Origin of the sequence: Methanoculleus nereidis (genome assembly GCF_032944295.1) — an archaeon.
Taxonomy (GTDB): Archaea; Halobacteriota; Methanomicrobia; order Methanomicrobiales; family Methanoculleaceae; genus Methanoculleus; species Methanoculleus nereidis.
Map to the genome: position 1 here is coordinate 22,651 of NZ_JABFFQ010000012.1, position 25,405 is coordinate 48,055.

Sequence of the window (25,405 nt, forward strand, 5' to 3'; positions counted from 1 at the left end):
GGTGGATTTGATGACCAGGAATATCAGCGTAGAAGGGCTTGACCAGATCCCGATCGAGAAGCAGCGGGTTGAACTGGTGGAGCGCAAGTGCCTCGGGCACCCGGACAGCCTTGCAGACGGTATCGCGGAGTCGATCAGCCGCGCACTCAGCAGGTCGTACCTGGAAGAGTGCGGCAGCGTACTGCACCACAACACCGACCAGGGCGAGGTCGTTGCAGGCGAATCGCTCCCGAAGTTCGGCGGCGGCACGATCACAAAGCCAATCTACTTCCTCATATCAGGACGGGCCACGAAGAGCTTCAACGGCGTGAACATCCCCGCAGATGCGATCGCCGTCGAGGCGGCACGGGACTACATCAAGAGCATCCTTCCCGCCATCAACATGGACCGCGACGTCATCGTCGACTGCCGGATGGGAAAGGGGTCGACCGACCTGCAGGACGTCTTCCGGTCCTGCGAGGGGAAAGTCCCACGGGCGAACGACACCTCGTTCGGTGTCGGGCACGCGCCGTTTAGCGAGGCGGAGAGCATTGTTCGGGGCGTTGCCGCATACATCGACAATACGCTCCGCCCGAAGTATCCCGTCATCGGCCAGGACTGCAAGATCATGTGCCTGCGTGACGGCGATATCATCACCCTCACCATCGCGATGGCGTTCGTCGACCGCTACTGCTCGAGCATCGCCGAATACATCGAGCAGAAGAACATTCTGACCGAGCAGATCACGGCGGTCGCCAAACAGTTCACCACGAGATCGGTCAACGTCGCCATCAACACCGCCGACGACCTCGAGTGCAGCAGCGTCTTCCTGACGGTCTCGGGAACCTCAGCCGAGATGGGCGACGACGGATCCGTCGGCCGCGGCAACCGCGCGAACGGGCTGATCACCCCGAACCGCCCCATGAGCATGGAGGCAACGAGCGGCAAGAACCCGATCAACCACATCGGCAAGATCTACAACCTCCTCGCGACCCAGATCGCGCAGGACTGTGTCGCGAAGGTCGACGGCATCGAGGAGATGTACGTCCGTATGCTCTCCCAGATTGGTTACCCGATCGACCAGCCGCATGTGGCAAGTGCCCAGATTCTTACGAAACCGGGCGTCAATATCAATTCCATCAAACCCGACATCGAGGCAATTATCGACGAGTGGCTGGAGAAGACCCCCACCGTCACCGAGAAGGTTATCAGGGGAGAACTCTCAACCTTCTAACCTTCCCGGCTTTTTGGAGTTGTTGTAACCCATGAGTAAACCGTCATCCCGGCAGCCCGGGCCCGGACCCGGGCTCATTCGTCTCGCCATCCCGAACAAAGGGAGAATCGCCCAGCCCATCAACGAGTTGATCGAGAAGAGCGGCCTCCACCTGGCCGACGGGGGGGAGCGAAGGCTCATCACCCGGACCCGCGACCCGAACGTGGAGATCCTCTTCGCCCGCCCGATCGACATACCGGAGTACGTGGCGAGCGGCGTCGCCGACCTCGGCATTACCGGGAGGGACATGGTCATGGAGCGGGGTTCACTGGTCGAGCAGGTACTCGACCTGCAGACCGGCAGGGCCACGCTCGTCGTCGCCGTGCCGGAGGAGTCCGACATCGAGACCGTCGCCGATCTCGCGGGAGCAACGGTGGCGACTGAGTTCCCCGCGATCACCCGCTCGTTCTTTGCGGAGCACGGGGTCGCCGTCACGATCGTGACCGTCGGGGGGGCATGCGAGGCGACGCCGCATCTCGGGATCGCCGACGCCATCGTCGACCTCTCCTCGTCGGGGACGACGCTCCGCACAAACCACCTTCGTGTCATCGACGAGGTCCTCACCTCCACGACGGTTCTGGTGGCGAACCCCGCCTCGCTCACGGCCAAGCGCGAGAAGATTGACGAGCTTGTCCTCGCCCTCGAGAGCGTTATCCGGGCAAAGGGGCAGTGCTACCTGATGATGAACGTCCACCGGAGCGCTCTTGCGGACGTGAGAGAGGTGCTGCCCGGCCTCTCCGGCCCGACAGTGATGGAGGTGGCGTCCGACGAGAATCTGGTCGCCGTTCACGCTGTCGTGAACGAGGAGCGGGTCTACCAGTTGATCAACCAGTTAAAACGGGCCGGCGCAAAAGACATATTAGTCATGCCTATCGAACGGATCATACGCTGAGAGCATGGAGATCTATCCTGCAGTTGATATCCTGGACGGGCGGTGCGTGCAGCTCGTGCAGGGGCGGCCGGAGGCGGCAACGGTCTATGGCGATCCGGCCGCCTGGGCGCGCCGGTGGCTTGATGAGGGAGCGGACGGCCTCCACGTCGTCAACCTCGACGGGGCGTTCGGCCGGGCGCGCAAAAACGCCGACCTGATCCGGGCCTTCACCCGGGAGACGGAGACGTTCATCGAACTCGGCGGCGGTATCAGGAGCGTGGAAGATGCCGCGGGATGGCTTGACGCCGGCGTCGACCGGGTGATCCTCTCGACCCTGGCCGTCCGGGAGCCGGAGATGATCCGAACGCTTGCCGAAGAGTTTGGCGGCGAGCGGGTGATGGCGGGCATCGACGCCCGGGCCGGCGAGGTGATGATCGAGGGATGGGAGCGCCCGGCGGGCAGTTACCTCTCCTGGGCGGAGCGGTTCGAGAGCCTCGGCGCAGGATCCCTCCTCTACACGAACGTGGACGTGGAGGGGCTCCAGCAGGGGATCGCCATCGGACCCGTGACGGAACTCCTCCGCCGGGTGAGTATTCCGGTCGTCATCTCGGGCGGGATATCGAGTCCCGGGGACGTCGCGGCGCTTCGGGAGGCAGGAGCGGCAGGAGCAGTCCTCGGGTCGGCGCTCTACGCCGGGAAAGTACGGCTCTCTGAGGCCATGGAGGCGGCGCATGCGAACGAGTGAGATTCACCGCACAACACGGGAGACCGATATCAGCCTCTCCCTCGACCTCGACGGGACCGGGGCCGGGACCATCGAGACAGGGATACCGTTCTTCGACCACATGCTGACATCGTTTGCCCGGCACGGTCGGATGGACCTCACCATCCACGCGGCCGGCGACCTCGCGGTGGACGCCCACCACACCATCGAGGATATCGGGATCGTCCTCGGGACGGCTCTCGCCGGGGCGGTCGGCGACGGGAGGGGGATCACCCGGTTCGCCGACGCCGCTGTCCCGATGGACGAGGCGCTCGCCCGGGTGGCGCTCGATCTGGGCGGCCGGGGCTACCTGGTCTTCGAGGGCGGTTTCTCGCCGGCGGGCCCGGGGGGCATCCCCGGCGATCTCATCGAGCACTTCTTCTACAGCCTCTGCAACCACGCCGGGATCACCGCCCACATCACGGTCACGGGCAGGAACGACCACCACATCTGCGAGGCGGCGTTCAAGGCGTTTGCCCGGGCGCTCCGGGCGGCCGTGGCGATCGACCCCTCTATAGGCGACGTGCCGAGCACCAAAGGCACGCTGTGAGCCCGGCGGAGGCAACTTTTTTCGACCGGGTGGTCGGCCCGGTTTCTCCGGGAGAAAGACCTCATCCCAGCAACGACGTATCGGCCTTTAAGACCTGTGTTATGCAACGGATGCTGGATTCCCCGGGTCGAAGCATAACCGGGCTGGAATCGCGGATATGAGTGTCTGACACCCATTGCCGGGGTGGATACGGGGGATACAGCACGGGATGCTCGTGAGATACCTGACGATGCTCTGCTCTGCTCTCGCTGCATGCACTTCTCGCTACCCCACAGCAGCCGCTTATCCAGGACTCTCATCTACAGGAACACAGACTGCCGAACGGTTACGATACCGTCCACAACAAGATCAACGAAAACGTCCGGCGACCATGATGCATCCCGCCGGAGATGGATCAGAGAAGGGGGCTCGGAGGGGCCCCCGGTAAGAATAAGGGAGGACAGTCGGCCTACGCGGACTTTACCGCGAGGTCGACGTCTTCCGCCTTGATCGTCTTGCGTCCTGCGTGCTGGGCAAGCCGGTTGGCTTCCTTGGTCAGCTCGGCGATGTACGCCTCAGCCTTGGTAACCAGTGCAGCAGCAGCGTCGCTGCCCACTCTCTCAGCACCATTCTTCTTTGCGATACGAACAACCGCAGCAATAGGTAGATCTGCCATAATCTAATTCCACCTCTAAAAAGAGGTGTATGAGTTAATATTTAAACGTTTCGGGATTATCTCGGAAATTTGCGTTTCTCTTCCCCATTGAGGGGGCATCCGGACAGGTCACCGCGATACCCGGCAGAGAATCAGGCCGATTGGAAAACGTCAGATATCGACCCATTTTGACGATGGGGACCTAATTCACGGTTTTTTTGACTCCGCCAGTGATTTCGCGAGCATTATTGCATTGGTATAATCTGCTGAGGCGCGCGACGTATCCACGAAAATTTTATCGATATTTACCACCGGAGCACCATGCCCGGCCCCGGCTCCGAGGAGCGTGAGCGTACGGAAGATCAGGTTCCCGGAGACCCCGTCGGGGGCGACGACCATCCCATACCGTCTCGCTGCCTCCTCGATCAGGATCTCGGTGTGCTCCGCACCGGTCAGGCGGGCAACAAGCTCGGCATCCGCCATCGTCCGATCTACGACCGGGTGCCGCCCGAGATCCCCGAGCCGCCCCCCCGAGAGGACCGCTACCCCCTCCGGGAGACCGAAACGCCGGGCGATATCCCTGCCGGCTCTGACAAACCGAACTTTCTCCTCGACCGTCCAGCCCTCGTCGACCCCGACCGGGGCCAGGAGAAAAAGGTGCCCATCGGCAGTCTCGAGGAGGGCGATCCGTTCCAGGTGGTCGACATTCGCAGCCCGCTTGAGGGCTTTTAAGGTGGCGGACGCAGGCAGGGTGCCCCTGACGGCGGCGTCTATCCTGCCGGTATAGAGAGCCTCGATAAGGGCGGCATCCGGTTCCCCGGCCTCGAAGACCGTAACCGCATCACCGAACGTTCCGGCGGTTCCCGGGTGGGAAAAAAGGGTAAGATCAACCGCCCGGCCGACCGCCCGGATGGTTGAGAGGATCTTCGCGTCGGGGGACGCCGCACCAAGCCCGATCGTTACCGGCATGCCCCTCCTTCGGAAAAGATCCGCATGATGCCGTTCTGGTCGAGATCGAAGACCTGCGTCTCCCGGCCCAGGTATCTGATGGAGAGGCGCCTGCTCCCGTTAACCTCCCCGATGAGAGCGGCGGTGATGCCGACATCGGCAAACCGGCGGCAGACCTCTTCCACGTTCTCCTCTTTTGCAGTCAGGATGAATCCCATGCCGGGATACATGCGCACCCATTGCTCGAAGGGGAGCTCATTCGCCGAAAGGTCCGGCCGGGGTATCGCCTCAAGGTCGATCACCGCGCCCTTGCCGCTCACCTCAAGGAGCATACCGAGGGTCCCGATAACGCCCGGGTTGCTGATGTCCTTGCCGGCCGTCACCAGGTGCTCCTTTCCGAGACCCTCCATCACCCGTATCTGGGCCCGAACCTCCTCTGCCGACTTCATCGTGACCGAGTCCCAGTTGAAGCAGCATGACGGGTGTACCCGGCCGTCCAGGTCTATCGCCGCAATCACCCGGTCGCCCTCCTCCGCCGTATCCGAGAAGATGAGCTGGTCCATCCGGGCCGTCCCGAGGATCGCCACATCCACAACGCTGTAGGGCGTATCCGGGTGCAGGTGCCCGCCCACGATCGGGACACCGAACTGCGCGGATGCGGTGACCATGCCCCGGGTCACCTCGTCGCGGATCAGGTCGTTCGTGACGGAGAGGATATCGACCATTGCAACAGGCCTCCCCCCCATGGCAGCGATGTCGTGAACGTTCACGAGCACGGCACAGTACCCTGCCCAGAACGGGTCCGCCTCCATCAGCTTGCTCCAGATACCATCCGCCGCAAGCAGCAGCGCGTCTTCTGCATTATGCCGGATTACCGCGGCATCCTCACCGAACGAAGCGACAACGTCGGGGTCCTCTATCCGGAGAGACCGGATCATATTCCCGATCACCTTCTTACGGGTGACACCCTCATATTCCCTGACGGCCTGTGCTACCGTATCGGTGGAGCAATCCCTCACCACAAGAACACCAACACTCTACGTTTCTTTATGGTATTCTGCCTCATCAAAGATAATGTATTTGATTCACCGGTATTATGCACTCTGTTCCGGGAACCGATCACGGCGGAAGAGAGCCGGCCTGTCCCGATCGGGAAGCGGGCTTATGCAGGCACCCTGCCGGGGCGGGAACGGCTCTCTCCCGGCGTGTCCAGGGAACAGTCCCTGCATCCGCATCGGGGTGGTATTTTTGATGCGCCGCGTCGAATAGATCGGTATGGACTGGGTGGAGAAGTACAGGCCACAGCGTCTCCAGGACGTCGTGGGGAACTCCGGCGCCGTCAGGCAGATGTACGAGTGGGCGCGGGACTGGTCACGGCAGAAAAAACCGCTGATCCTGTACGGCAAACCCGGCACCGGCAAGACCTCGAGCGCGTACGCCCTTGCAAACGAAATGAGCTGGGAGGTCGTGGAACTGAACGCCTCCGACCAGCGGACCAAATCGGCCCTTGAGAGGGTGGCAGGCGCGGGCTCCACCACGGCCAGTCTCTCCGGCGCGAAGCGCAAGCTCATCCTGCTTGACGAGGCCGACAACCTGCACGGGCAGGCCGACCGGGGCGGGGCGAAGGCGATCGTGGAGATCATCGCGGCGTCCAGGCAGCCGATCATCTTGATCGCAAACGACTACTATTCTCTCTCAAGAGAACTCAAGGCGGTCACGGAGCCGGTACAGTTCCGGGCGCTTCAGGCCCGCTCGATCGTCCCCCGCCTCCGCCAGATCTGTGCCGCAGAGGATGTAGCATGCGATCCTGCCGCGCTCGATGCGATTGCCGAACGTGCCGGCGGTGATATGCGGGCAGCAGTGAACACACTCTACGCCGCGGCGATCGGGAAGGAGCGTCTTCTCGCCGGTGATGTCCATACCTCCGCAAAAGACGAGCGGTCCACCATCTTCGAACTCGTCGGCGGGGTCTTTAAGGGGAAGAGGGACGCCGACCTGCTCCGCATGGCGGTGGAAGTCGAGGATACCCCCGACACCATCGAGCAGTGGCTCGAGGGGAACCTGAATATGCCCGATCCCGCTTCCCGGGCGAAGGGCTACGCCTGCATAGCGAGAGCGGACGAGTACATCGGCCGGACCTACCGGCGGCAGTACTACACCCTCTGGCGCTACGCGAACGCGGTCATGCTCCTCGGCGTCGCCGACGCCGCCGGCGGGCACGGCGTCCACGGCCGCATCATGCCGCCGTCGCGCTGGCAGAAAATGGGGGCGTCAAAGAAGCAGAAGGCGGTCAGGGCAGGCCTCGCCCGAAAACTCAGCGCGATGACGCATATCCCGCAGGATGCGCTGCGAGAAGACTTCTTCACCGCGATCAGCATCCTCGTCGAGCAGGACCCTGCAAGGTACGTCCGTGAGTTCGAGCTCGACGCCGACGAACTGAACCTCTTCATCCACGACAAAGCCCGTGCCGCGAAGGTGGTCAAAGACGTGGCAAAGGAGGAGAAGGCGAAGGCAAAGAAGGCTTCCGGCAAAGAGAAGGGCCCCGGCAAGGGCAAAAAATCCAAAGACGACCCGCCCGCCGACACCGGAGAATCGCGGCGGGACCCGCCCCCGGGCCAGGCGACGCTCTTTTAAGGACGGCGGCGGCGGTAGCGGTGGAGGAGTACCGGGCCGCAGTCCACGACCTCGCCGCCGTCCCCGTAGATCTCGCATCCCAGGTGATAGACCAGGAGGTCGCTGTTGACCCGGCCGGCAAGCGCGATCAGCGGCGGGACCATCTCCACACCGGGGCGCACAGCGTAGATCAGGTCCGCACCCGCATAAAGCCGGAGATCCGGCTCGAAGACGTCATCAGTAACCACAGTAAGCCCGTCGTGCCGGATGCCGGGTCTGATGTCGGTGCAGAGCATGAGAATCCCGGCAGCCTTGAGCAGCCTTGCAGCCTCGGGATTGTTGCCGATACCCACTTCCACGGCCCGGCGGTAGCGGCCGGCGATATACTCCCCGATACTCCGTTCAATATGTTTATACCGACACATTACCCAGAGATTAGGTAATGGGCATCAATATCCTTTGGGACCAGCAGGCACCGGGAGGTATCGAACTCCCGGTCGTCCGGATGATCGCGATGATCCTCGGGCAGGAGCCCGGGCTCGTCGAATATCCGTTCCTCATCGACGGCTACGACCGGAACCGCAACCAGCACGATGCTCAAAAGATTCTGGACCGCCTGCAGGACACCATCACGCGCAGGTACACTATCAGTGGCCCCCTGCTGCTCGTCACCTCTCGCGACCTCTACGTCAACGGGTGCGACTTCGTCTTCGGTCTTGCGAGACCAGCGTGCGGCGTCGCCGTCGTCTCGACCGCCCGTCTCGGGAACGACTACTACGGCAGGATGCCGGACGACGCAGACCTTATCGACCGGACCGCAAAAGAAGGAGCACACGAACTCGGGCACCTCCTCAGGCTCGCCCACTGTGAAAACCCGGAGTGCGTCATGTTCCAGCCGCGGACATATGACGAACTGGACCGGAAGAAAAAGATGCTCTGTCCGGTCTGCAGGGAGGCGCTCGCGTCGCGGAGAGAGGGGTGACGGAAAATCCCGAAGCGTCCTTCCTCGATGCCATCAGCGATCGTCGAGGGCCGCATCAAAGACGAGGTCCTTAAAGAGGCAAACTCCGGTGCATACGGGCCGGTCGTCATGAGAGCTTTCGGCAGGAGCGGGAAGGCCCGGAACAGCTCCCTGCTCGAAGAGATAGGCGGCGCGGTCAACCCGCCGCTGCCCGTCGCCCGGTGAAAAACCTTTTTTCGCCCGGAAGAAGGGATAAGCCTCCGGGCAGGATTGCCAGCCTATTCGACCGCTTCCAGATCTTGTGAGAGGTCCCCCGAGAGATCAACCGTTAAGAAGTCGCCGCTCGTCGGGAGCACCATGGTAAAGTTCGCCGTGGTGTCGACCTGCACAATGCTGTCCGCGGGCACCACAATGTCAAGCACGTGGCCGCCGGCGGTGCGGTCGGCGGTGATGAAGTGGAGGTGGTAACCCGGAACGTTGACCCCCTCTGCGAGTTCCGGCGTCCAGAACCCGACGGCGGTGCCGGTGACGTTCTCGAGCGTAAAGACCGTCTGGTTTGCCGTCACGTCGACGAGCCGCGGGTAGGGTTTCTCCTGGGCGGGCACGCTCCGGGTCACCACACGCGGGAAGGTGCCGTCCACCCTGAGCGCGTAGAAGAGGTTCTCGGAAGGAAGCTCCGACTCCACGCGGCTCTGGAGGGCGGTCAGGTTCATGGGCTCTTCGACCGCGACCGTGATGTCCGTATCGAAGAAGGTCGCAGCCGCGAAGGGCGTCGTCGCGTCTCCGTCAACCGGATAGACCCGCCCGTCGACCCGGATCAGGTACCAATCGCCGTCGACGCCGATCAGTTCCCCGTCAAGCCTGTCGCCGCACCCGATCCCGAAGTCTCCGTGCTCAGCAAGTTCATCGAATGTCATGCTGCCATCGTAGACTCCCTGGAGGAGCGCGTCGATGGTCGAGACCTGGTAGAGTGTCTCGCGACAGGTATCCTCCTCGCCGGGAGGAGAACCGGCAAGCAGGGGTGCGGCCGCAAGGGCGACCAGGGCGCCGATGCAGAAGAAGGCGACGGCAACGAGGGCGTAACGAAGCACCGTGCTATCGGACACAGATCCTCCTTCACAGCGCCCCGATATCCTCATACCAGAGGTCAGGATGCTGCTCGATGAATGCGTGCATCATCGTTTTACAGATATCGAGGTCCAGGTCGATCACCTCGACACCGTGCGACTCAAGAAACTCCCGTGCTCCCGGAAAGTTTGCCGACTCCCCCGCCACGACCTTCCCGATCCCGAACTGGACCACCGCTCCCGCGCAGAGGTAGCAGGGCATCAGCGTGGAGTAGAGGGCACACTCCGCGTAGTTGCGGATCCTTCCAGCGTTTCTCAGGCAGTCAATCTCGGCGTGGAGTACGGGATCGTCGCACTGCACACGGCGGTTCCGACCCCGCCCGATGATGCGGCCACCGCGCACCAGCACCGATCCAATGGGGATTCCGCCTTCCTGGAGGGCCGCCTCCGCCTCCTCGATGGCGCATTTCATGAATAAATCCATATCATCCTCCCGAACGCTCAATTTAGAGTATAAACTGATCGCAACACTCAGTCAGATATATGAAGTCTTTCCTGGATTATAAACGCATACATCATGAGGCAGCAGCCGCGGACCCCGCAGATACCTGCCAGAATGAGGCGAGTAGGGTTGCAATACTCAAAAAAAAGGGCGTCAGGGCAACAGGAACCAGTATCCCATCAGATGCTCGGGATCTCCCGTTCGGTTCCGATCTCATCGAGCGCCTGCCGGCCGGCAAGCCTGACGTCACGGTCGGCATCGCCGAGGAGGCGCACCAGGGGTTCCCTGGCACGCGGGTTGCCAATCTTCCCGAGCGCCCATGCCGCCATCCTCCGGACCCTGGGTTTTGTATCGTCGAGTAACCGGATCAGCGGTTCGACGGCCCGGGGATCGCCGATCTTCCCGAGCGCCCATGCTGCGCCTGCCCGGACCCAGGGACTGTCGTCCTCCAGGCCCTGTATCAGCGGAAGGACCGGTTCACGTCCATCGATGAGCCCGAGCGCTTTCGCTGCCTTCCACCGGACGTCAACGTACTCGTCGTCCAGCGCTCCGATGAGTGGCTGCACCGCACGACTGTCACCCAGCTCCCCGAGTGCATCCGCGGCGCGCCACCGGGCATTCAGGTCCCCCGACTCCAGCATCGTGAGATACTGATGGAGTTTCTTCTCCCTTTCGAGGCCTTCAACCTCTCTTCCCGGTACCGACGAATCTTCTCCTGCCATTGGCCACCCCAGGCCCACTTTGGGGCACCCGAGTATAAGGTTTTGCCCGGGCCAGACGCCTCCGTGAGGTGCATTTTTCTACTCTCCCTCCCTTTACCATACTATGGAGAGTCCGACCGGCATACTGGAGGGTATAGCGTTCCCCCCGGAACTGGAACGCCTCGGCATCATCCCGGGAGCAAAGATCGATATCAGGGACCTCGATATGATGGGTGAGCGCCACAATTTCCATGTCTTCCTCTACTTTGAGGAAGACCTGGCAAGATCTTCCACGCTCCAGAAAGACCTGCAGGAGTACAGCGACGTCCCGGACCTTGAACGCCCGTTCATCAACCTGGGTGCGTTCCTCCGGTTCGCGACCGAACAGGATCCCCTCTTCACCAAACGCCTGGACGAGCTCCCGCTGGTCATTGAAGTCGTAGCCTACGGAGAACTCAGGACACAGGAAGGGGAACTCGTGCCGTATGTCAAAGGGGTTATGCCGTTCCTGGATGAACTCCCGATGGAGGACACGGCCGGCATCTCTTGATGATCCTCCCATATGGGCTATTTATCCGGGTGTTACGGGAGGCTGTATAGGCCGAAGCCGTGTATCACCCGGATACACGCAGGATACGGTATAGTTCTGCACCAGAACAGATCGAAACCCTATTTTACCCTGGCGTTCCACTCCCCCCTATCGCTGGTAACCGGGAACACCGATCCGCTCGCCCCGACGGGTGGGGTGTACAGCGGGCCGAACCCGGGAACGAAACCTTATATCCACGGGAATGTTGCCGCATTGACAGATAGTGACTGCTTCACGGACGAAACGACAGTCCTCTCCAGGCCATCCTGGGGCACCCATGCCTGCCTCGTCTACCGGAGCCGGCACGACCTCATCGACACTCTGGTGCCTTATTTCCAGTCAGGACTGGAGCAGAATGCCTGCTGCGTATGGCTCACTGCAGAGCCCCTGCAGGCAGGTGCAGCAAAGAAGGTCCTCGCAAGAAATATCAAAAGCCTGGACCGGCACTTGAAGCGGGGCCGGATCGAGATCCTGGACGCACGCGACTGGTACCGCCTTAACGGCGGCTTTTCGTGCTCCGCTGCGCTGCACCGCTGCGTCAGGAAAGGACTCGAGGCACAGGAGAGGGGTTATGAAGGCCTGTTCGTCTCCGGGAACACCTCCTGGCTGGGAGGATCGGAATGGGACGCTTTCATGGAGTACGAGACGATGGTCAACCAGGCCATCGAGAACAGCCGGATCGCCGCCGTCTGTGCCTACCCGCTTGATGTCTGCGGGGCACGCGAACTGCTGGAGATCGCCTCCATGCACCAGCTGGCCGTCATCCGGCAGGACGGGGTATGGCGGCGGATCGCCCTGGCAGACAAGGCGGCACCCCCCGATGAGGAGAAGAGGTGGGCTATCGGCCAGATCGAAGCGAACATCGAACAGTTCGCGACCCTTGCCGACCGGATCCGCCACCCTCTTCAGGTGCTCATGGCGATCGCGGATCTGATTGAGAACGAACAGTCGGACACGATCCGGCAGCAGGCAGGTGAGATCGATGCGGTCGTCAGGCAGCTCGACTCCGGCTGGGCGGGATCGAGGGCGGTCAGGGAGTACCTCATGAAACACGACCTTGCCGGATGCGGCACGGCATCGGTCACGGAACCCGGACCGTGCCCGCACCCTTCAGAACATCCAGACTCACATCGAAGTTCCTGACCGTATGGGTGAGCGCGCCCATGCTGATGACATCGACCCCGGTCGCGGCATACCCGGCGACGTCGTCACCGGCAACGCCTCCCGAGACCTCAAGGGTCACCCGCTCCCGGAGCCCCTGCTCGTTAAGTGCCCGGACGGCTTCCCGGACCGCGTCCGGCGGCATATTGTCGAGCAGGATAATATCGGCACCGGCAGCTGCAGCCGTGATCGCATCTTCCGCAGTCTCGACCTCCACCTCGACCTTCCGGTAGAGGCTCTGCTCCTTTGCCTTCCGTATCGCTTCCGGGAGCGGCACCAGGGCAAGGTGGTTGTCCTTGATCAGGACCATGTCTGAGAGGCAGTAGCGGTGCGGGTCGCCCCCGCCGAGAACCACTGCCTTTTTATCGAGCATCCGGAGTCCCGGCGCAGTCTTCCGGGTCGCGGCAACCCGGACGTCCGGCGAGACCGCCCGGATCGCATCGACAGACTCCCGGGTCCGGGTTGCAATCCCGCTCATGCGCCCGATGATGTTGAGCGCCGTCCGCTCCACGAGGAGAATCGCTCTCGCGGGACCGTCGAGCTCGAGGAGGGTCGTTCCCACGGCAACCGCCCTGCCGTCGACGGAATGCTGGCGGGCCGTGACCCCAAAGTACTCGAAGAGCGCCCGTGCCTCTGCGAGGCCCGCGACGGTTCCCGAATCCTTCGCCCGGATCACCGCCAGGCAGGTGGCGTCGGGAACGACCGTTTCAGAGGTGACGTCGCCCCATGGCGCATCCTCCCGGATGAACCGGAGGAGATCTTCGATCGGGATCATCCGCGATCACGTCCCGACGGCGAGCATCCGCTCGATGGCCCGCCGTGCCCGGTCCATGACCTCAGGAGAGAGAACGATCTCGTGCTCCTCACGCTCGAGCGCCCGCTGAAGGTCGGTGAGGGAGATCTTCTTCATATCCGCGCAGACAGCCTCCGGTTTCTCGTAAAAGACCCTCCCCGGGTAGAGCACCCGGAGGCGGAAGGCCATCTCCCGTTCGGTGAAGACCCACCAGGGCTCATCGCCGGTGGCGGCATCCCGGACCATGCCCCCGGTGGATGCGATCCGATCGGCCTGTTCCTGGATCTCCGGCGGGCATTCGGGGTGACAGACGATCGTGCCGCCCAACTCCCTGGCCGCTTCTATGTCGGCAAGGGTGAACCCCGCGTGGACGTAGCAGTGGCCGCCGGGCGGCAGGGGAATGATCGTCTTCTCGGGGAGCTCCCGCTGGACGTATGCTGCAAGGTTTGCATCCGGCCCGAAGAGGATCGTGTCATTTGGGAGGGACCGAGCGACCTGAACTGCGTTTGCCGAGGTGCAGGTGATGTCGGCGAGCGCCTTGCTCTCCGCTGTACTGTTGACGTAGACCACCACGGCTGCATCGGGATGCCGTTCCTTTGCCTCCCGGATCACCTCCGGGGTCAGGAAGTCGGCGAGGGGGCACCCTGCGTCCTCTACCGGGATGATCACCTTCCGTTCGGGATTGAGGATCTTTGCCGTCTCGGCCATGAACCGGACACCGCATACAACAATCAGGTCCGCATCGGTCTCCTTCGCCTTCACGGAGAGCTCGAGGCTGTCGCCCACCACATCGGCAAGCGCCTGGATCTCCATGGGCTGGTAGTTATGCGCCAGGATAACTGCGTTCTTTCTGGCTTTGAGTGCACGAATCTCCTTTTCCATTGCTATGTCCCCACCACCAGAGGGTTCTCGAGGTTCTTTAAGAGCGTCAGGATGGAGAGAGCCGCCATATAACTCGTGGCGGGATTCTCAGGGCTCGGAACGTTCCTTACCCGGACATAAATATCCCCGAAGTCACCCTCGACGAATATCTCGTGGATGTTTCTCTCTGCTGCAGGGTCGACCCAGAGTTCCACATCAGCGTCCCTGCCGGCAGCGAGTCCCAACGCTACCGCGACGTTAATATTCTTAGGGTACTGTTTAATACAGTCGTGAGCCAGCCCCTTAAATATCTCCATTCGGGTCGCAACAGGTATCCCGAGCGATACGGGGGGCTTTGTCGTCCGAAGGAGGAGTTTTCTCGGCGGCGAGACCTGGCCGATCTTAAAATTATCGAGTCCGACGATGGCGCCGCTCGGGATCCGGATCTTTCTTCCGGCCTCACGCGCAGCCTCGATGAGATGCTCGCGGAACTCTTCGTCCGCGAGCGCCCCTCCGGAGAGAAGGATGATGTCCCGTCCCGACCGAAGGACTGTCTCTGCGTAATGCCTGACAGCATCGACCGAAGCGGCTTCCACGACGATCGAGAAGTCCTCCCGCATGAAGGCGTCGAAGTCAGTATACGGCCGGGCATGGCAGAGCGCTGCCAGTTCTTCCGCCCGGCTCTGGATGATATCGAAGACCGCGACAACCTGGATGCTCTCGGCGTGCGTGGCGATAATACGCCCGACGTTGCCGCATCCCAGCAACCCTATTTTAATCATCGAATAAAGAAGTTGTAATAGCAGCGGTTAAGTATTGTGCTCGGCACGAAACCAGCCCGGAAAGGGGCGAAAATTCCTCGAACAATGGAGGTAGTCGCACCCCGGGGACCGGGCCGGCCGCAGACCGCGCAGGGAGTCGATCGTCATCACCTTCGAAGATCTGCAGGGAAGGCGAATCTACATTGAGAGTTACGGGTGCACCTACAACCATGCCGACACCCGGAGGCTTGAAGCGATACTGGAGGGGCTCGGCTGCAGGCTGACCGGGCCGGAGGAGGCGGACGCTGTGATCATCAACACCTGTACAGTGATCGGCGCGACCGAGCGGAAGATGCTCCGGCGCCTTGCGGCGTTTGCCGACAGGGATCTCTACGTGACCGGATGCATGCCACTCGTCCAGATGGATGAGATCCGCTCGGTCTGCACGCCGCACGTCATCCACCCGGACGAGATCCATGAACGCTCCGACGGCGTCGGCACCCCCGGAGCAGGAGCGGTCGGCGTGGTGCAGGTGGCGAGCGGGTGCGTCGGCCGGTGCAGTTACTGCATCACCCGGCTCGCGCGGGGGCGGCTTAAGAGCGCACCTGCACAGGACATTCTCGATGCCGTCCGGCACCTTGCAGCGGCGGGCGCCTGTGAGATCCAGCTGACCGGGCAGGACGTGGCTGCCTGGGGGCTTGAGAGGGGCGAGTCGCTCCCCGACCTCCTGCAGACGATAGGTGAAGTCCCGGGGAGGTTCGCCGTCCGGCTGGGGATGATGAACCCGGCCTCGGTGCTCGGGATCCTCGAGCCGCTCGTGGATGCCTGCAGGAGCGACAGGGTCTTCCGGTTCCTCCACCTCCCCGTCCAGTCCGGTTCCGATGCCGTTCTCGAGCGGATGCAGCGCGGCTACTCTGCGGCCGATGTCGTCCGGATCGTCGATACCTTCCGGTCAGCGTTCCCGGATATGATGATCTCGTCGGACTTCATCACCGGGTTTCCTGGAGAGACGGACGAAGAGTTCCGCCGGACGCTCGAACTCCTGCAACGTGCGGCGTTCGTTAAGGTGAACATCACCCGCTACTCCCGGCGGCCCGGCACCCCCGCCGCCGCCTTAAAGGATCTCCCCGAGAGGATACGCAAAGACCGGTCCCGGGTGCTGCTCGCCGAAGCGAACCGGATCTACGATCGTTACAACGAACGCTGGATCGGGCGGGAGACACCGGTCGTTGCGACCGAGAAGAACGTGCCGGGGTCGACCGTCTGCCGCAACCCCTGCTACCTCAACGTCGTCGTTGAAGAGGATCTGCCGTTCGGGTTCTCAGGGAGAGCAGTGATAACGGAGAACCGACGGCACTATGTCATCGGCGAGCTGATCCCGTCCGATGTCGGGCAGAAAGTTTAGCCACCCCGAAACTTTTTCTTCCAGGCGTTGCATATCCCCTTCCATGCAGGGGATCACCGGGGACGAGCTCTCCTCGAAGAAGGCCGAATACCTCAAATACATCTATATGCAGGGCGATGTCGTGAAGACGACCGAGATCGCCGTCCATTTTTCGGTCGCGCCCTCGACGGTGACAAAAGCGCTCACGGAAATGGCAAAGGCAGGATATCTCGAGCATACCCCCTACCACGGGGTGAGGGTCACAACTCTCGGCACCGACTACGCCCGGTTCCTGATCCGGCGTCACCGGATCGTCGCCCTGATGCTCAGCCATTACGGGCTCGAGCCCGGCGAGGCCTGCACGGAGGCGAAGAAGATCGAGCAGTGCTTCTCAAAGGACCTCACCAACAGGATGTGCACGTCGCTCGGGCACCCGATGATGAGCGTCTGCGGGGAGATCGAGCACGACCATGGCTGCTGCCCTTCCTGCGAGCGCCAGGAGTGACGGCGCAACGTTTTTATCTCTGGGCGGAGGAAAATTTAGACCCATACCAAATCTGGAGCGGAGAACGATGAGATCGCAGGATAAAAGCAATATCGCCAATTTATCGCTCATCGCAGTCGTATTATCAGCCGTCCTGTTGACAGCGACTATTGCTGGATGCACCGGGACCGAGCGGCAGGATGACGGACGAGTCGTAGTCGCGGTCACCATACCGCCCGAGCAGGAGTTCGTAGAAAGGGTGGGGGGCGACCACGTCCGTGTTGTCCTGCTGGTGCCACCGGGGGCCGACCCGCACACCTACGAACCTCCGCCGGGAGTCCTCGCCGACGTCGCGGAGGCGGATATGTACGCCGTGGTGGGTTCGGGGATAGAGTTCGAACTCGCCTGGCAGGATAAAATCGCCGCCCTGAACCCCGAGATGCTGGTCGTCGACTGCTCGCGCGGCGTCGACCTGATCTCGACCGGCGAGGGGGGTCACGCGGGGACCGACCCGCATATCTGGGTCTCTCCGCGGAACGCGAAGATCATGGTCGAAAACATCCGCGAAGGTCTCTCAGAGGTCGACCCGGCAAACGCCGAAGATTATCGCCGGAACGCCGATGTCTACCTGGAGGAACTCGACGCCCTGGACGCGGAGATCGCCGGGGCGCTCGCCGAATCGGGGGTGAAAAAGGTCATGGTCTACCACTCGTCGTGGGCTTACCTGGCCCGGGACTACGGTTTTGTCGAGGTCCCGATCGAGAGCGAGGGAAAGGAGCCCTCCCCGCAGAGGATAGAGCACCTCATCAGGCAGGCGGAAGAGGAAGGAATCCGGGTGATATTCGTGTCGTCTGAACACTCCACCCGGAGCGCCGAGGTTATCGCGGACGAGATCGGCGGCACCGTGGTGACGGTAAGCCCGCTCGCGAAGGACTACCTCACGAACATGCGGCACATGGCCCGGGCATTCGCAGAGAGCGGCAGACCATGATCGCCCCTGTAATCGAGGTCGAGGACGTCTGGGTCAGGCTGCACGGCCATACCGTGCTCGAAGAGGTGACCCTTGCCGTCTACCCTGACGAGTTTTACGCGATCATCGGGCCGAACGGCGGCGGCAAGACGACACTTCTTAAGGTGGTCCTCGGCCTCCTCGTCCCCTCCCGCGGCGTCGTCAGGATCCTCGGCAGCACAGAAGCCCGGATGCGTAAGAATCTCGGCTACGTCCCCCAGTTCCGGACGTTCGACTTCGAGTATCCCATCACCGTGCGGGAGATGGTCCTCTCCGGCCGCCTCGGCCGCGTCACCCGCAGGCCCCGGCGCTACGGGGAAGAAGACCACGCCCGGACGGAGGAGGCGCTCGAGACGATGCGCATCGCCGATCTCGCCGACCGGCAGATCCGGGACCTCTCGGGCGGGGAGCAGCAGCGGGCGATCATCGCCCGGGCGCTCGTCGGCGACCCGAAGGTGCTGCTCCTCGACGAACCGACGGTCTACGTGGACGCCCCGACGACGGCGCAGTTCTACGAGATCCTTGATGCGCTCCGCGACCGGATGGCGATCGTCCTCGTGACCCACGACATCGGGGTGATCCCGGAGCACGTGACCCGGGTCGCCTGCTTAAACCGACGCCTCTACACGCACGGCACAAACGAGGTCACGGCGGATATGCTCGAGGCCGCGTACCACTGCCCGGTGGACCTGATTGCTCACGGTGTCCCGCACCGGGTCTTTTCGGAACACTCGGGGGAGGAGTGAGTATGTTCGAGGTGCTCGGGTACGAGTTCTTCAGGAACGCGCTCGCCGCCGGGGTGCTCGCAAGCGTCGCCTGCGGGATCATCGGCACCTATGTCGTGGTCCGGCGGATGGTCTCGGTCAGCGGCGGCATCTCCCATGCGGCCTTTGGGGGGATCGGCCTCGGCTACTTCCTCGGGATAGACCCGCTCATCGGGGCAACCGGGTTCACCGTGGCGACGGCGCTCGGGATGGGCACGCTCCAGCTCCGGGCCCGGCAGCAGATGGATACCCTCATCGGCGCGGTCTGGGCCGCCGGGATGGCCATAGGCATCCTCTTTGTCTACCTGACGCCGGGGTTTGCTCCCGACCTCTTCTCCTACCTCTTCGGGAACATCCTCCTTGTACCACGCGGTGACATCCTGCTGATGGCGGTCCTCGTGGTCATTATCATCGCCGTCGTGGCCTACTTCTACCGGGAGCTCCAGGCGGTCACCTTCGATCCGGATTACGCAACGGTCATGGACCTCCCGGTCGAGCGGCTCTCGCTCCTCCTCCTCGTGCTGATTGCGCTCACGGTGGTGATGCTGATCCGGGTGGTGGGGATCATCCTGGTTATAGCGCTTCTCACGCTCCCGGCAGCGATCAGCCGTCTTTACACCTTCCGCATCCGAAGTATGATGCTTCTTGCCGTCGCCCTCGGCATCATCTTCACCGTCGCGGGGATCTGGCTCTCCTACCTCGCAAACGTCCCCTCAGGCGCGACGATCATCCTGGTGAGCACGCTCGCGTATGCGGGCGCCCTCGGGGTCGAACACCTCCGGCAGGGCGACTAGCAGGACAAACCGGTGCGCTTATGCCGGACGGCGCGAGAGTTAGGTGAACAATGGATCCGATCATCGAAGAGGGATACACCCGGCTCCTCAAGGAGCTCGAGGACCTGCAGGCGAAGAAGGAAGAGTCGGCCTCGGAACTCCGGGGCAACGTAGAAACCCTCCTTGCACGGATGGGTGCCGATACGGCGCCGGTCGTGAAGCAGATCGGGCTTGAGATGCTCCGGCGCGCGAAGAGGGAGGCATCCGGGGAGCTCTACGACCAGGAGTTCTACGAGAAGAAGATGATCGTCCTCGGGAAGGGCGACCCGCTCCCGTACCGTCCGGATGACCCGAGCAAGCCCGTCGATGTCCAGGTATGCGTTCTCGACGAAGACGGGGCTTTCCACGAGTTGATGTACACCAACACCGAGATCAGGACTGAGTCGTATCTCGCTCCCCTGACACCGGAGGAAGCGTTCAACGTCTACGGCTACGACCTCGTCTTCATGCTCTACCGGGCGCTCTACGAGTACGCACAGAAGGAAGAAGAACTGATGGCCGCGCTCGCGCGGACGCTCGAGTATCTTGGGTCCAGATAAACGTTTTTTCCGGAGGGCGGGAGTTTGAGCACCGGTAGGTGCGAGGAACGGAGCACGAGAAGCCGCCAGGCTTCGGCATTCGCAGGACATGGTAGAGCGACCGGCAGGGCCAGGACACCGTGGTCAACACGCCGGCCTCCGGCCTGCCTCCCTCACCGGCTCCCGAAGATAGGGAACATCGGTTCGGTGGGATCGCGCCCGGCACCGAGCGCCGAGAGCGGATACGAGCGCTGAAATTGCCGGCCTTCGGCATTCTCGTACGTGACGACCGCTTTTGCCTCCGAGATCATCGATGCCAGGCTGAATCCGGATTCCTCGTCAGGGTCGAGTGAGGCGACCTCGAAATCGATGTTGAGCGGGACGAGGGCAACCCGAATCTTCTGCGCCCTCGCGGTGCCCGTGTTGGTGAGGATGACCTCCCGTGCATCTTCCGAGAGATCCGCGGTGATCAGCGGGTAGTTCTCCGTATCTCTCATGATACTGAAACTCATCAGGATAGCGAGCATGAAGACCAGCGCGATGAGGGCGAAGAAGGGCTCGATGAAGAGCAGCGCGAGCGTGATGAGGGTGCCCGTCACCAGGACGATCTTCTGGTTCTTTTCCATGTAGATGAGTTGGTTCGTCGGAAATTATAAGGATAGGCTTCGGGTGGCGAAGGCAGGGTGTGATCCGGGCACAGCCAGGGGATCGCCTGTACTCACCCCGCAGAAGGGCAACATGACCATATACCGTCATGGCGAAGTACATACGAGACAGTATGCTTGAGTTGAAGTTCGTTCGTGCACACCCCGAGATCGTCCGGGCAGACCTCACGAAGAGAGGAGACACCGAGAAACTGGCCTGGGTCGACGAGGTGCTGGAGATGGACCGGAGAGCACGGGAACTCACCGTGGAGATCGGAAACCTGCGCAACCGAAGAAACGTCATATCCCGCGAGATCAGCCAGGCGAGAAAGGCAGGAAATGATATCACGAGACTTCTTGCCGAGGCGGCGGACCTCCCCGCGCGGGTCAAGGAGGCGGAGGCAGAGCGTGAGACGCTCACCGAAGCGGTACGGTACCGCCTGATGCGGCTCCCGAACATCCTCCACGAGAGCGTGCCCGTCGGCAAGGACGACTCCGAAAACGTCGAGATCCGGCGGTGGGGTGAACCGAAACTTCCCGCGTTCGACCTGAAGAACCACGGCGCGCTCGCCGTCGAGCACGACTGGGCGGACTTCGAACGCGCAGCGAAGATTGCCGGATCCGGGTTTTACTTCTTGAAGGGGAGGCTCGCCCTGCTCGATATGGCGCTCCAGCGGTTTGCGATGGATATCCTTGTTGAGCGCGGATACACCCCGATCATCCCTCCCTACATGATGAACCGGGCTGCATACGAGGGCGTGACCGACCTCGCCGACTTCGAGAACGTCATGTACAAGCTCGACGGCGAGGACGAGTACCTCATCGCGACGAGCGAGCACCCGATGGCCGCGATGTACAGCGACGAGATCTTCGAGGAGAAGGATCTGCCGCTCCGGCTTGCGGGGCTGAGCCCGTGTTTCCGGCGCGAGATTGGGGCGCACGGGCTCGATACGAAGGGGCTCTTCCGCGTCCACCAGTTCCACAAGGTGGAGCAGTTTATCTACGCCACCCCCGAGCAGTCCTGGGACCTCCACGAGGAGCTGATGGCGAACGCCGAGGAGGTATTCCAGCAACTCGAACTTCCCTACCGGGTCGTCTCGATCTGCACGGGGGACATCGGGACGGTCGCCGCAAAGAAGTATGACCTCGAGGTCTGGATGCCGCGCGAGGAGCGCTACCGCGAAGCGGTATCCTGCTCGAACTGCACGGCCTACCAGGCGGTTCGGCTGAACATCAAGGTGCGCGACCCGACCGAGTTCACCGAGAAGCGCTATGTGCATACCTTAAACAGCACCGCGATCGCGACCTCGCGCGCGATCCGGGCGATCCTCGAGAACAACCAGAACGAGGACGGCTCGGTCACGATTCCCGGGGCCCTCAGGCCCTACCTCTACGGCGAGGAGACGCTGTAGGCGCACCGGGCCTGCACGAGGCCGACAATACCTTTTTTCCTATCCGTAGGACGCCGGGAACAGGGTTACTTCCGTCGCAGCCCTGCAATCTCGCCTACCAGCATCCCGTAGACCCGGCGCTCCTCGGTGACGTCCTCGTAGGTAATGTACTGTGTCCCGTCGGAGAGCTCGACCGGCGAGAAGCGAATTGTCTTTTCCTTCCCATCCTTGCACCTGACGGAGAACGTTCGCGGCCGGGAGTGGCATGGGCCGGCCTCTTCCCGATCCGCCTGCCAGGCGGCGATCGCCTTACGGCGGCGGACGGGATCGGGGAACGCCAGCCGGAACCAGTCCTTCCCGGTGGGGATATCCGCAAGCGTGTACCCGAAGAGGTCGATGAACGCCCGGTTGAGGTAGGCGTAGCGGCCGTCGCTCTCGATGACGGCGGCCGCGACGGGGGAGGAGTCGACCAGGTCCCGGAAACGGGATTCGCTGCGGCGAAGCCGCTCGGCGGTCTCGCGCCGGGCAAGCGCGATCGAGGCCTGGCGGACGAACGACTCAATTGTCTCCCGGTTCTCAAGTTCCCTTCCCGGAGGGAGGAAGATGCCTGTGAGGCCGAAGATCTCCTCCCGCCAGACCAGCCCCATGATGCATATCTTTGCGATATCGAAGCGGGAGAGGATTGCCTCGCAGACCTCCTCCGGGATCGCCTCAAAACAGAGGCCATAGAACGACAACGAAGATGGTTCGGGACGAAGGACGAACTCCTGGAGGCCGCGCAGCGAGAGCGGGGTCTGGTGATATGGGGCGTCGAAGGCCCGGGCGATCGGGAGTTCCAGGCCGACAGGGTCCCGTCCCAGGAGTTCCGTGAGTTCCTCCCGGAACCCCTCGCCCGCGACCGCCCGGATGACGAACTGCCGGTCGGCCTCATCGTAGGAGAAGATGTAGGCATACGCTCCCGGCACGAGTTCCATGAGCCCGTCGACGACATACCGGTAGATGTCCTCCACTGGTTGCAGGTCAACGAGTTCCATCGCGGTCCGGGCGAGAAATTCCATGTTCCGAACGTAGCGTTTCCGCTCGGTGATCTCCTCAAGGACGAGGGTGCACCCCTTCTCCCCATCCTCGAACGTCGTCGGGATTGCCTGCATCTGGTAGAAGAACTCCCCGTCCTCCCGCGCGTAGCGGATATCGGCGATCACCTGCTCCCGCTCAAGCTCATCGATCACCGCAAGCGCCTCGGGGGTGGAGACGACAGGGAGGGCGGCCTCGCGGATGGTGCGGCCGAGAAGGTCGTCCTTCGACTGCCGGAGGTGCTTCAGGCACTGGTCGTTGACCTGGACGATCCGCTGGTCGGCATCGAGGATGAGGATCAGGTTCTTCGTGAAGCAGAGGAAGGCTGAGATCGGGACGCGCTGGGCGAGAGAGAAGAGTTTTGCGTTGCCGATGTTGCGGATGTCGACTTTACCGGCGATCTGGAGGATCTCGAGGTGTTTCGAGACCGAATTCCGGGTGACGCCGAGCTGCTTTGCCACCTCGGTGATAGTCATGCCCTTCGGCCGGAACCGGAGAGCACGAAGGATGCGGTTCGGGAGATCGTGCTCCTCCTGCATAACAGGTGCATCCTTGCTGCACCGGTATATCATACCTTGGCTCGGGGAAGGTGGGGGGTCAGGATGTCACGGGATCGTCCGGACGATCCGCTCCTTCGTCACCTTCCCGGCAATGAATCGGGCGAGAGCGAGGAGCGCGAGCCCTGCTGCCGCGAAGATACCCTCCGTCGTCACCGAGAGGCCCCCGCCACCCGGTGCGACGCCCTGGAGCACGACGATGAGGAAGATGAACCCGAAGATGAAGACGAAACCGAGGATCTGGTTCTCCCGCATCCCGAGCGCGAGTTGGGCCGCGCCGATGAGACCGGCCGAGGCGGCGATCCAGACCGGGACGACGGCTACGAAGTGAAGGATGAGCAGGGGTTCAGCGGCGATGGAGACGCCGGTGAGGGCGGTGATCGCCGCGACGCTTACTGCGGCCGAGAGAAGCATCATCACATAAGCCGGGACGGTGACCCCGATAGCCTTCCCCTCCCAGAGGCGGCGGAGCGAGACCGGGGCGCAGAGGAGTGTCTCGATGGTGCCGTCCCGCTTCTCGCGGAGGAAAGCGTCGGCGCAGAAGATGTAGCCCATGAAGACCCCGACCGGGAGGGTGATCCCAGCGATCCCGCCGGCGACGGCGGCAGCATCTCCCTCGGCACCCACAGCGATACTGAGAGCCGACATGACCGGGAACCATACTGCAAAGATGAGCGCCGAGATGAGGACGCTCCGGTTCCGGAGGGCGAGCCGCATCTCGCGGCCGGCGATGACGCGAAACGTGTTCATGCCTCATCCTCCGCTCGGCCGACGTGCTCGAGATAGATCTCCTCAAGCGACCGCGACGACCGGCGAACCTCCTCGATACGGAACCCTGCCCCGACGAGGACCGTGATGAGGTCGGGGGTCGCGGTCGGGTCGGCGAGGGTGCAGTGGAGGGCGTCGCCGTCCACGTCGCATTCCGTGACATACGGCAGGTTCCCCACGACCTCGCACGCGCCCTCGCCGGCACCGGCGAGGGTGACCGTCACGGAGGGGCGGCCGGAGGCCGTGGTGAGGTTTTCTACCGAATCGAAGGCCCGGATCCTCCCTCCCGCAAGGATCGCGACCGTGGAGCAGATCCGCTGAACCTCGTCGAGGTGGTGGGAGTTTAAGAACACGGTCATCTCCTCCCGGCGGGAGAGTTCGATGATGAGGTCGCGGACCATCCTCTGCGCGCCGGGGTCGAGGCCGGAAGAGGGTTCATCGAGGAAGACCACCTCGGGCCGGTGGAGGATCGCCCGGGCGATCCCGAGTTTCCGCTTCATGCCGGTCGAGAACGTCCCGACCGGGTCGTCCCGCCGGTCGGCGAGATCGACGAGCGCGAGGAGTTCGTCGATCCTCACTACAGGGTCTTCGACGCCATAGAGCCCGGCGTAGTAGGCCAGGTTGTCCGCGGCACTCATCCGGTCGGCAAGACCATTGTTCTCGAAGAGCACTCCGACTCTCGCGCGTGCTTCGTCGTCGGCGGCGAGGTCCCTCCCGAGGACCCGGACCTCGCCCTCGCCGGGGGCGAGCAGGCCGAGCAGGATCCGGATGGTCGTGGTCTTCCCGGCGCCGTTCGGCCCGAGGTAGCCGAATATCTCGCCGTGCCCGACGGTGAACGAGACGTCGCGGAGGATTTCGCGGCCGTCGAACGACCTCGAGAGGGCGCTGACCTCGACGGCGTTCACGCCTGCCTCCTCCTCCCGCACCGGGTGGTGCAGGGCCGGGAGAGTGC

General features: G+C 62.8%; 30 protein-coding genes. 16 read left to right on the forward strand and 14 right to left on the reverse strand.

Going from position 1 to position 25,405, the window contains the following annotated elements:
- Positions 1 to 10: 10 nt before the first annotated feature.
- Genes HL657_RS12070 through hisB form a run of 4 tightly spaced genes read left to right on the forward strand, consistent with a single transcriptional unit; the run spans position 11 to position 3,436 of the window.
- The gene (locus HL657_RS12070) at positions 11 to 1,213 is read left to right on the forward strand and encodes a methionine adenosyltransferase (protein ID WP_317297066.1); all 1,203 of its coding nucleotides are present in this window, start codon (positions 11 to 13) and stop codon (positions 1,211 to 1,213) included.
- A 31-nt stretch (positions 1,214 to 1,244) separates the two neighbouring features.
- Complete coding sequence (gene hisG / locus HL657_RS12075) at positions 1,245 to 2,144, forward strand: ATP phosphoribosyltransferase (RefSeq protein WP_317297067.1); 900 nt, start codon at positions 1,245 to 1,247, stop codon at positions 2,142 to 2,144.
- 4 nt (positions 2,145 to 2,148) lie between these two features.
- On the forward strand, positions 2,149 to 2,868 hold the full coding sequence (hisA, locus tag HL657_RS12080; protein WP_317297068.1) for a 1-(5-phosphoribosyl)-5-[(5-phosphoribosylamino)methylideneamino]imidazole-4-carboxamide isomerase: 720 nt from the start codon (positions 2,149 to 2,151) through the stop codon (positions 2,866 to 2,868).
- Positions 2,855 to 3,436 (forward strand): imidazoleglycerol-phosphate dehydratase HisB, encoded by a 582-nt coding sequence (hisB, locus tag HL657_RS12085; protein WP_317297069.1) that lies wholly within the window; start codon positions 2,855 to 2,857, stop codon positions 3,434 to 3,436. Before hisA ends, hisB begins: the two co-directional genes overlap by 14 nt.
- 448 nt (positions 3,437 to 3,884) lie before the next feature.
- On the opposite strand, the gene HL657_RS12090 is transcribed toward hisB, so the two are convergent.
- The 3 genes from HL657_RS12090 to HL657_RS12100 form a co-directional block, all read right to left on the reverse strand.
- Positions 3,885 to 4,091 (reverse strand): histone family protein, encoded by a 207-nt coding sequence (locus HL657_RS12090; RefSeq protein ID WP_011843678.1) that lies wholly within the window; start codon positions 4,089 to 4,091, stop codon positions 3,885 to 3,887.
- A 186-nt stretch (positions 4,092 to 4,277) separates the two neighbouring features.
- Positions 4,278 to 5,039 (reverse strand): methanogenesis marker protein Mmp4/MtxX, encoded by a 762-nt coding sequence (gene mtxX / locus HL657_RS12095; protein ID WP_317297070.1) that lies wholly within the window; start codon positions 5,037 to 5,039, stop codon positions 4,278 to 4,280.
- Positions 5,030 to 6,040, reverse strand: a complete 1,011-nt coding sequence (locus tag HL657_RS12100; protein WP_317297071.1) for a methanogenesis marker 2 protein — start codon at positions 6,038 to 6,040, stop codon at positions 5,030 to 5,032. The genes mtxX and HL657_RS12100 overlap by 10 nt, the downstream gene beginning before the upstream one ends.
- Positions 6,041 to 6,293: 253 nt before the next feature.
- Between HL657_RS12100 and HL657_RS12105 the strand changes: the two genes are divergently transcribed.
- A complete protein-coding gene (locus HL657_RS12105) occupies positions 6,294 to 7,652 on the forward strand; it encodes a replication factor C large subunit (protein ID WP_317297072.1) in 1,359 nt (452 codons plus the stop codon).
- On the opposite strand, the gene HL657_RS12110 is transcribed toward HL657_RS12105, so the two are convergent.
- Complete coding sequence (locus tag HL657_RS12110; RefSeq protein ID WP_317297073.1) at positions 7,649 to 8,056, reverse strand: UPF0146 family protein; 408 nt, start codon at positions 8,054 to 8,056, stop codon at positions 7,649 to 7,651. The two genes, HL657_RS12105 and HL657_RS12110, sit on opposite strands and share 4 nt — an antisense overlap.
- Before the next feature lie 17 nt (positions 8,057 to 8,073).
- Here HL657_RS12110 and HL657_RS12115 point away from each other — a divergent pair, with 17 nt between their 5' ends.
- Positions 8,074 to 8,613, forward strand: coding sequence for an archaemetzincin family Zn-dependent metalloprotease (locus HL657_RS12115; RefSeq protein WP_317297074.1), 540 nt, complete (start codon positions 8,074 to 8,076; stop codon positions 8,611 to 8,613).
- Positions 8,614 to 8,640: 27 nt separating this feature from the next.
- Positions 8,641 to 8,817, forward strand: coding sequence for a hypothetical protein (locus tag HL657_RS12120; RefSeq protein ID WP_317297075.1), 177 nt, complete (start codon positions 8,641 to 8,643; stop codon positions 8,815 to 8,817).
- 53 nt (positions 8,818 to 8,870) lie between these two features.
- Here the strand turns inward: HL657_RS12120 and budA are convergent, their stop codons facing one another.
- From budA to HL657_RS12135, 3 genes are all read right to left on the reverse strand, one after another.
- The gene (gene budA / locus HL657_RS12125; RefSeq protein ID WP_317297076.1) at positions 8,871 to 9,698 is read right to left on the reverse strand and encodes an acetolactate decarboxylase; all 828 of its coding nucleotides are present in this window, start codon (positions 9,696 to 9,698) and stop codon (positions 8,871 to 8,873) included.
- 10 nt (positions 9,699 to 9,708) lie between these two features.
- On the reverse strand, positions 9,709 to 10,143 hold the full coding sequence (locus HL657_RS12130; RefSeq protein ID WP_317297077.1) for a nucleoside deaminase: 435 nt from the start codon (positions 10,141 to 10,143) through the stop codon (positions 9,709 to 9,711).
- Between the two features lie 197 nt (positions 10,144 to 10,340).
- Positions 10,341 to 10,883, reverse strand: coding sequence for a HEAT repeat domain-containing protein (locus HL657_RS12135; RefSeq protein WP_317297078.1), 543 nt, complete (start codon positions 10,881 to 10,883; stop codon positions 10,341 to 10,343).
- Positions 10,884 to 10,986: 103 nt separating this feature from the next.
- Here HL657_RS12135 and HL657_RS12140 point away from each other — a divergent pair, with 103 nt between their 5' ends.
- Together HL657_RS12140 and HL657_RS12145 are read left to right on the forward strand one after the other, a co-directional pair.
- Positions 10,987 to 11,412, forward strand: a complete 426-nt coding sequence (locus HL657_RS12140) for a hypothetical protein (RefSeq protein WP_317297079.1) — start codon at positions 10,987 to 10,989, stop codon at positions 11,410 to 11,412.
- 252 nt (positions 11,413 to 11,664) lie between these two features.
- Complete coding sequence (locus HL657_RS12145; RefSeq protein ID WP_317297080.1) at positions 11,665 to 12,594, forward strand: MEDS domain-containing protein; 930 nt, start codon at positions 11,665 to 11,667, stop codon at positions 12,592 to 12,594.
- Here HL657_RS12145 and nadC read toward each other — a convergent pair.
- From nadC to nadX, 3 genes are read right to left on the reverse strand one after another with little or no spacing between them, the layout of a single operon-like run.
- Positions 12,533 to 13,387 carry a carboxylating nicotinate-nucleotide diphosphorylase gene (gene nadC / locus HL657_RS12150; protein ID WP_317297081.1) on the reverse strand — a complete coding sequence of 285 codons (855 nt, stop codon included), beginning with the start codon at positions 13,385 to 13,387 and terminating at the stop codon, positions 12,533 to 12,535. The genes HL657_RS12145 and nadC overlap by 62 nt on opposite strands.
- Before the next feature lie 6 nt (positions 13,388 to 13,393).
- Positions 13,394 to 14,287 carry a quinolinate synthase NadA gene (nadA, locus tag HL657_RS12155; RefSeq protein WP_317297082.1) on the reverse strand — a complete coding sequence of 298 codons (894 nt, stop codon included), beginning with the start codon at positions 14,285 to 14,287 and terminating at the stop codon, positions 13,394 to 13,396.
- Between the two features lie 2 nt (positions 14,288 to 14,289).
- The gene (gene nadX / locus HL657_RS12160; protein WP_317297083.1) at positions 14,290 to 15,048 is read right to left on the reverse strand and encodes an aspartate dehydrogenase; all 759 of its coding nucleotides are present in this window, start codon (positions 15,046 to 15,048) and stop codon (positions 14,290 to 14,292) included.
- A 181-nt stretch (positions 15,049 to 15,229) separates the two neighbouring features.
- Here nadX and HL657_RS12165 point away from each other — a divergent pair, with 181 nt between their 5' ends.
- The 6 genes from HL657_RS12165 to HL657_RS12190 all read left to right on the forward strand — a co-directional run bounded on the left by HL657_RS12165 (position 15,230) and on the right by HL657_RS12190 (position 20,040).
- Positions 15,230 to 16,432 carry a MiaB/RimO family radical SAM methylthiotransferase gene (locus HL657_RS12165; protein WP_394804661.1) on the forward strand — a complete coding sequence of 401 codons (1,203 nt, stop codon included), beginning with the start codon at positions 15,230 to 15,232 and terminating at the stop codon, positions 16,430 to 16,432.
- 43 nt (positions 16,433 to 16,475) lie between these two features.
- Entirely contained in the window at positions 16,476 to 16,916 is a 441-nt protein-coding gene (locus HL657_RS12170; RefSeq protein ID WP_317297084.1) for a metal-dependent transcriptional regulator, read from the forward strand.
- A gap of 136 nt (positions 16,917 to 17,052) precedes the next feature.
- Positions 17,053 to 17,886, forward strand: a complete 834-nt coding sequence (locus tag HL657_RS12175) for a metal ABC transporter solute-binding protein, Zn/Mn family (protein ID WP_317297085.1) — start codon at positions 17,053 to 17,055, stop codon at positions 17,884 to 17,886.
- Positions 17,883 to 18,650 (forward strand): metal ABC transporter ATP-binding protein, encoded by a 768-nt coding sequence (locus HL657_RS12180; RefSeq protein ID WP_317297086.1) that lies wholly within the window; start codon positions 17,883 to 17,885, stop codon positions 18,648 to 18,650. Before HL657_RS12175 ends, HL657_RS12180 begins: the two co-directional genes overlap by 4 nt.
- A 2-nt stretch (positions 18,651 to 18,652) precedes the next feature.
- Positions 18,653 to 19,462, forward strand: coding sequence for a metal ABC transporter permease (locus tag HL657_RS12185; protein WP_317297087.1), 810 nt, complete (start codon positions 18,653 to 18,655; stop codon positions 19,460 to 19,462).
- Positions 19,463 to 19,512: 50 nt separating this feature from the next.
- The gene (locus tag HL657_RS12190) at positions 19,513 to 20,040 is read left to right on the forward strand and encodes a hypothetical protein (protein ID WP_317297088.1); all 528 of its coding nucleotides are present in this window, start codon (positions 19,513 to 19,515) and stop codon (positions 20,038 to 20,040) included.
- A gap of 152 nt (positions 20,041 to 20,192) precedes the next feature.
- Here the strand turns inward: HL657_RS12190 and HL657_RS12195 are convergent, their stop codons facing one another.
- Positions 20,193 to 20,645 carry a hypothetical protein gene (locus HL657_RS12195; protein WP_317297089.1) on the reverse strand — a complete coding sequence of 151 codons (453 nt, stop codon included), beginning with the start codon at positions 20,643 to 20,645 and terminating at the stop codon, positions 20,193 to 20,195.
- 152 nt (positions 20,646 to 20,797) lie between these two features.
- Here HL657_RS12195 and serS point away from each other — a divergent pair, with 152 nt between their 5' ends.
- Positions 20,798 to 22,075, forward strand: a complete 1,278-nt coding sequence (serS, locus tag HL657_RS12200) for a serine--tRNA ligase (RefSeq protein ID WP_317297090.1) — start codon at positions 20,798 to 20,800, stop codon at positions 22,073 to 22,075.
- Positions 22,076 to 22,140: 65 nt separating this feature from the next.
- On the opposite strand, the gene HL657_RS12205 is transcribed toward serS, so the two are convergent.
- The 3 genes from HL657_RS12205 to HL657_RS12215 form a co-directional block, all read right to left on the reverse strand.
- On the reverse strand, positions 22,141 to 23,667 hold the full coding sequence (locus HL657_RS12205; RefSeq protein WP_317297091.1) for a PAS domain S-box protein: 1,527 nt from the start codon (positions 23,665 to 23,667) through the stop codon (positions 22,141 to 22,143).
- 66 nt (positions 23,668 to 23,733) lie between these two features.
- Complete coding sequence (locus tag HL657_RS12210) at positions 23,734 to 24,435, reverse strand: ABC transporter permease (protein WP_301676820.1); 702 nt, start codon at positions 24,433 to 24,435, stop codon at positions 23,734 to 23,736.
- On the reverse strand, positions 24,432 to 25,358 hold the full coding sequence (locus tag HL657_RS12215) for an ABC transporter ATP-binding protein (RefSeq protein ID WP_317297092.1): 927 nt from the start codon (positions 25,356 to 25,358) through the stop codon (positions 24,432 to 24,434). Before HL657_RS12215 ends, HL657_RS12210 begins: the two co-directional genes overlap by 4 nt.
- Positions 25,359 to 25,405 lie beyond the last annotated feature (47 nt).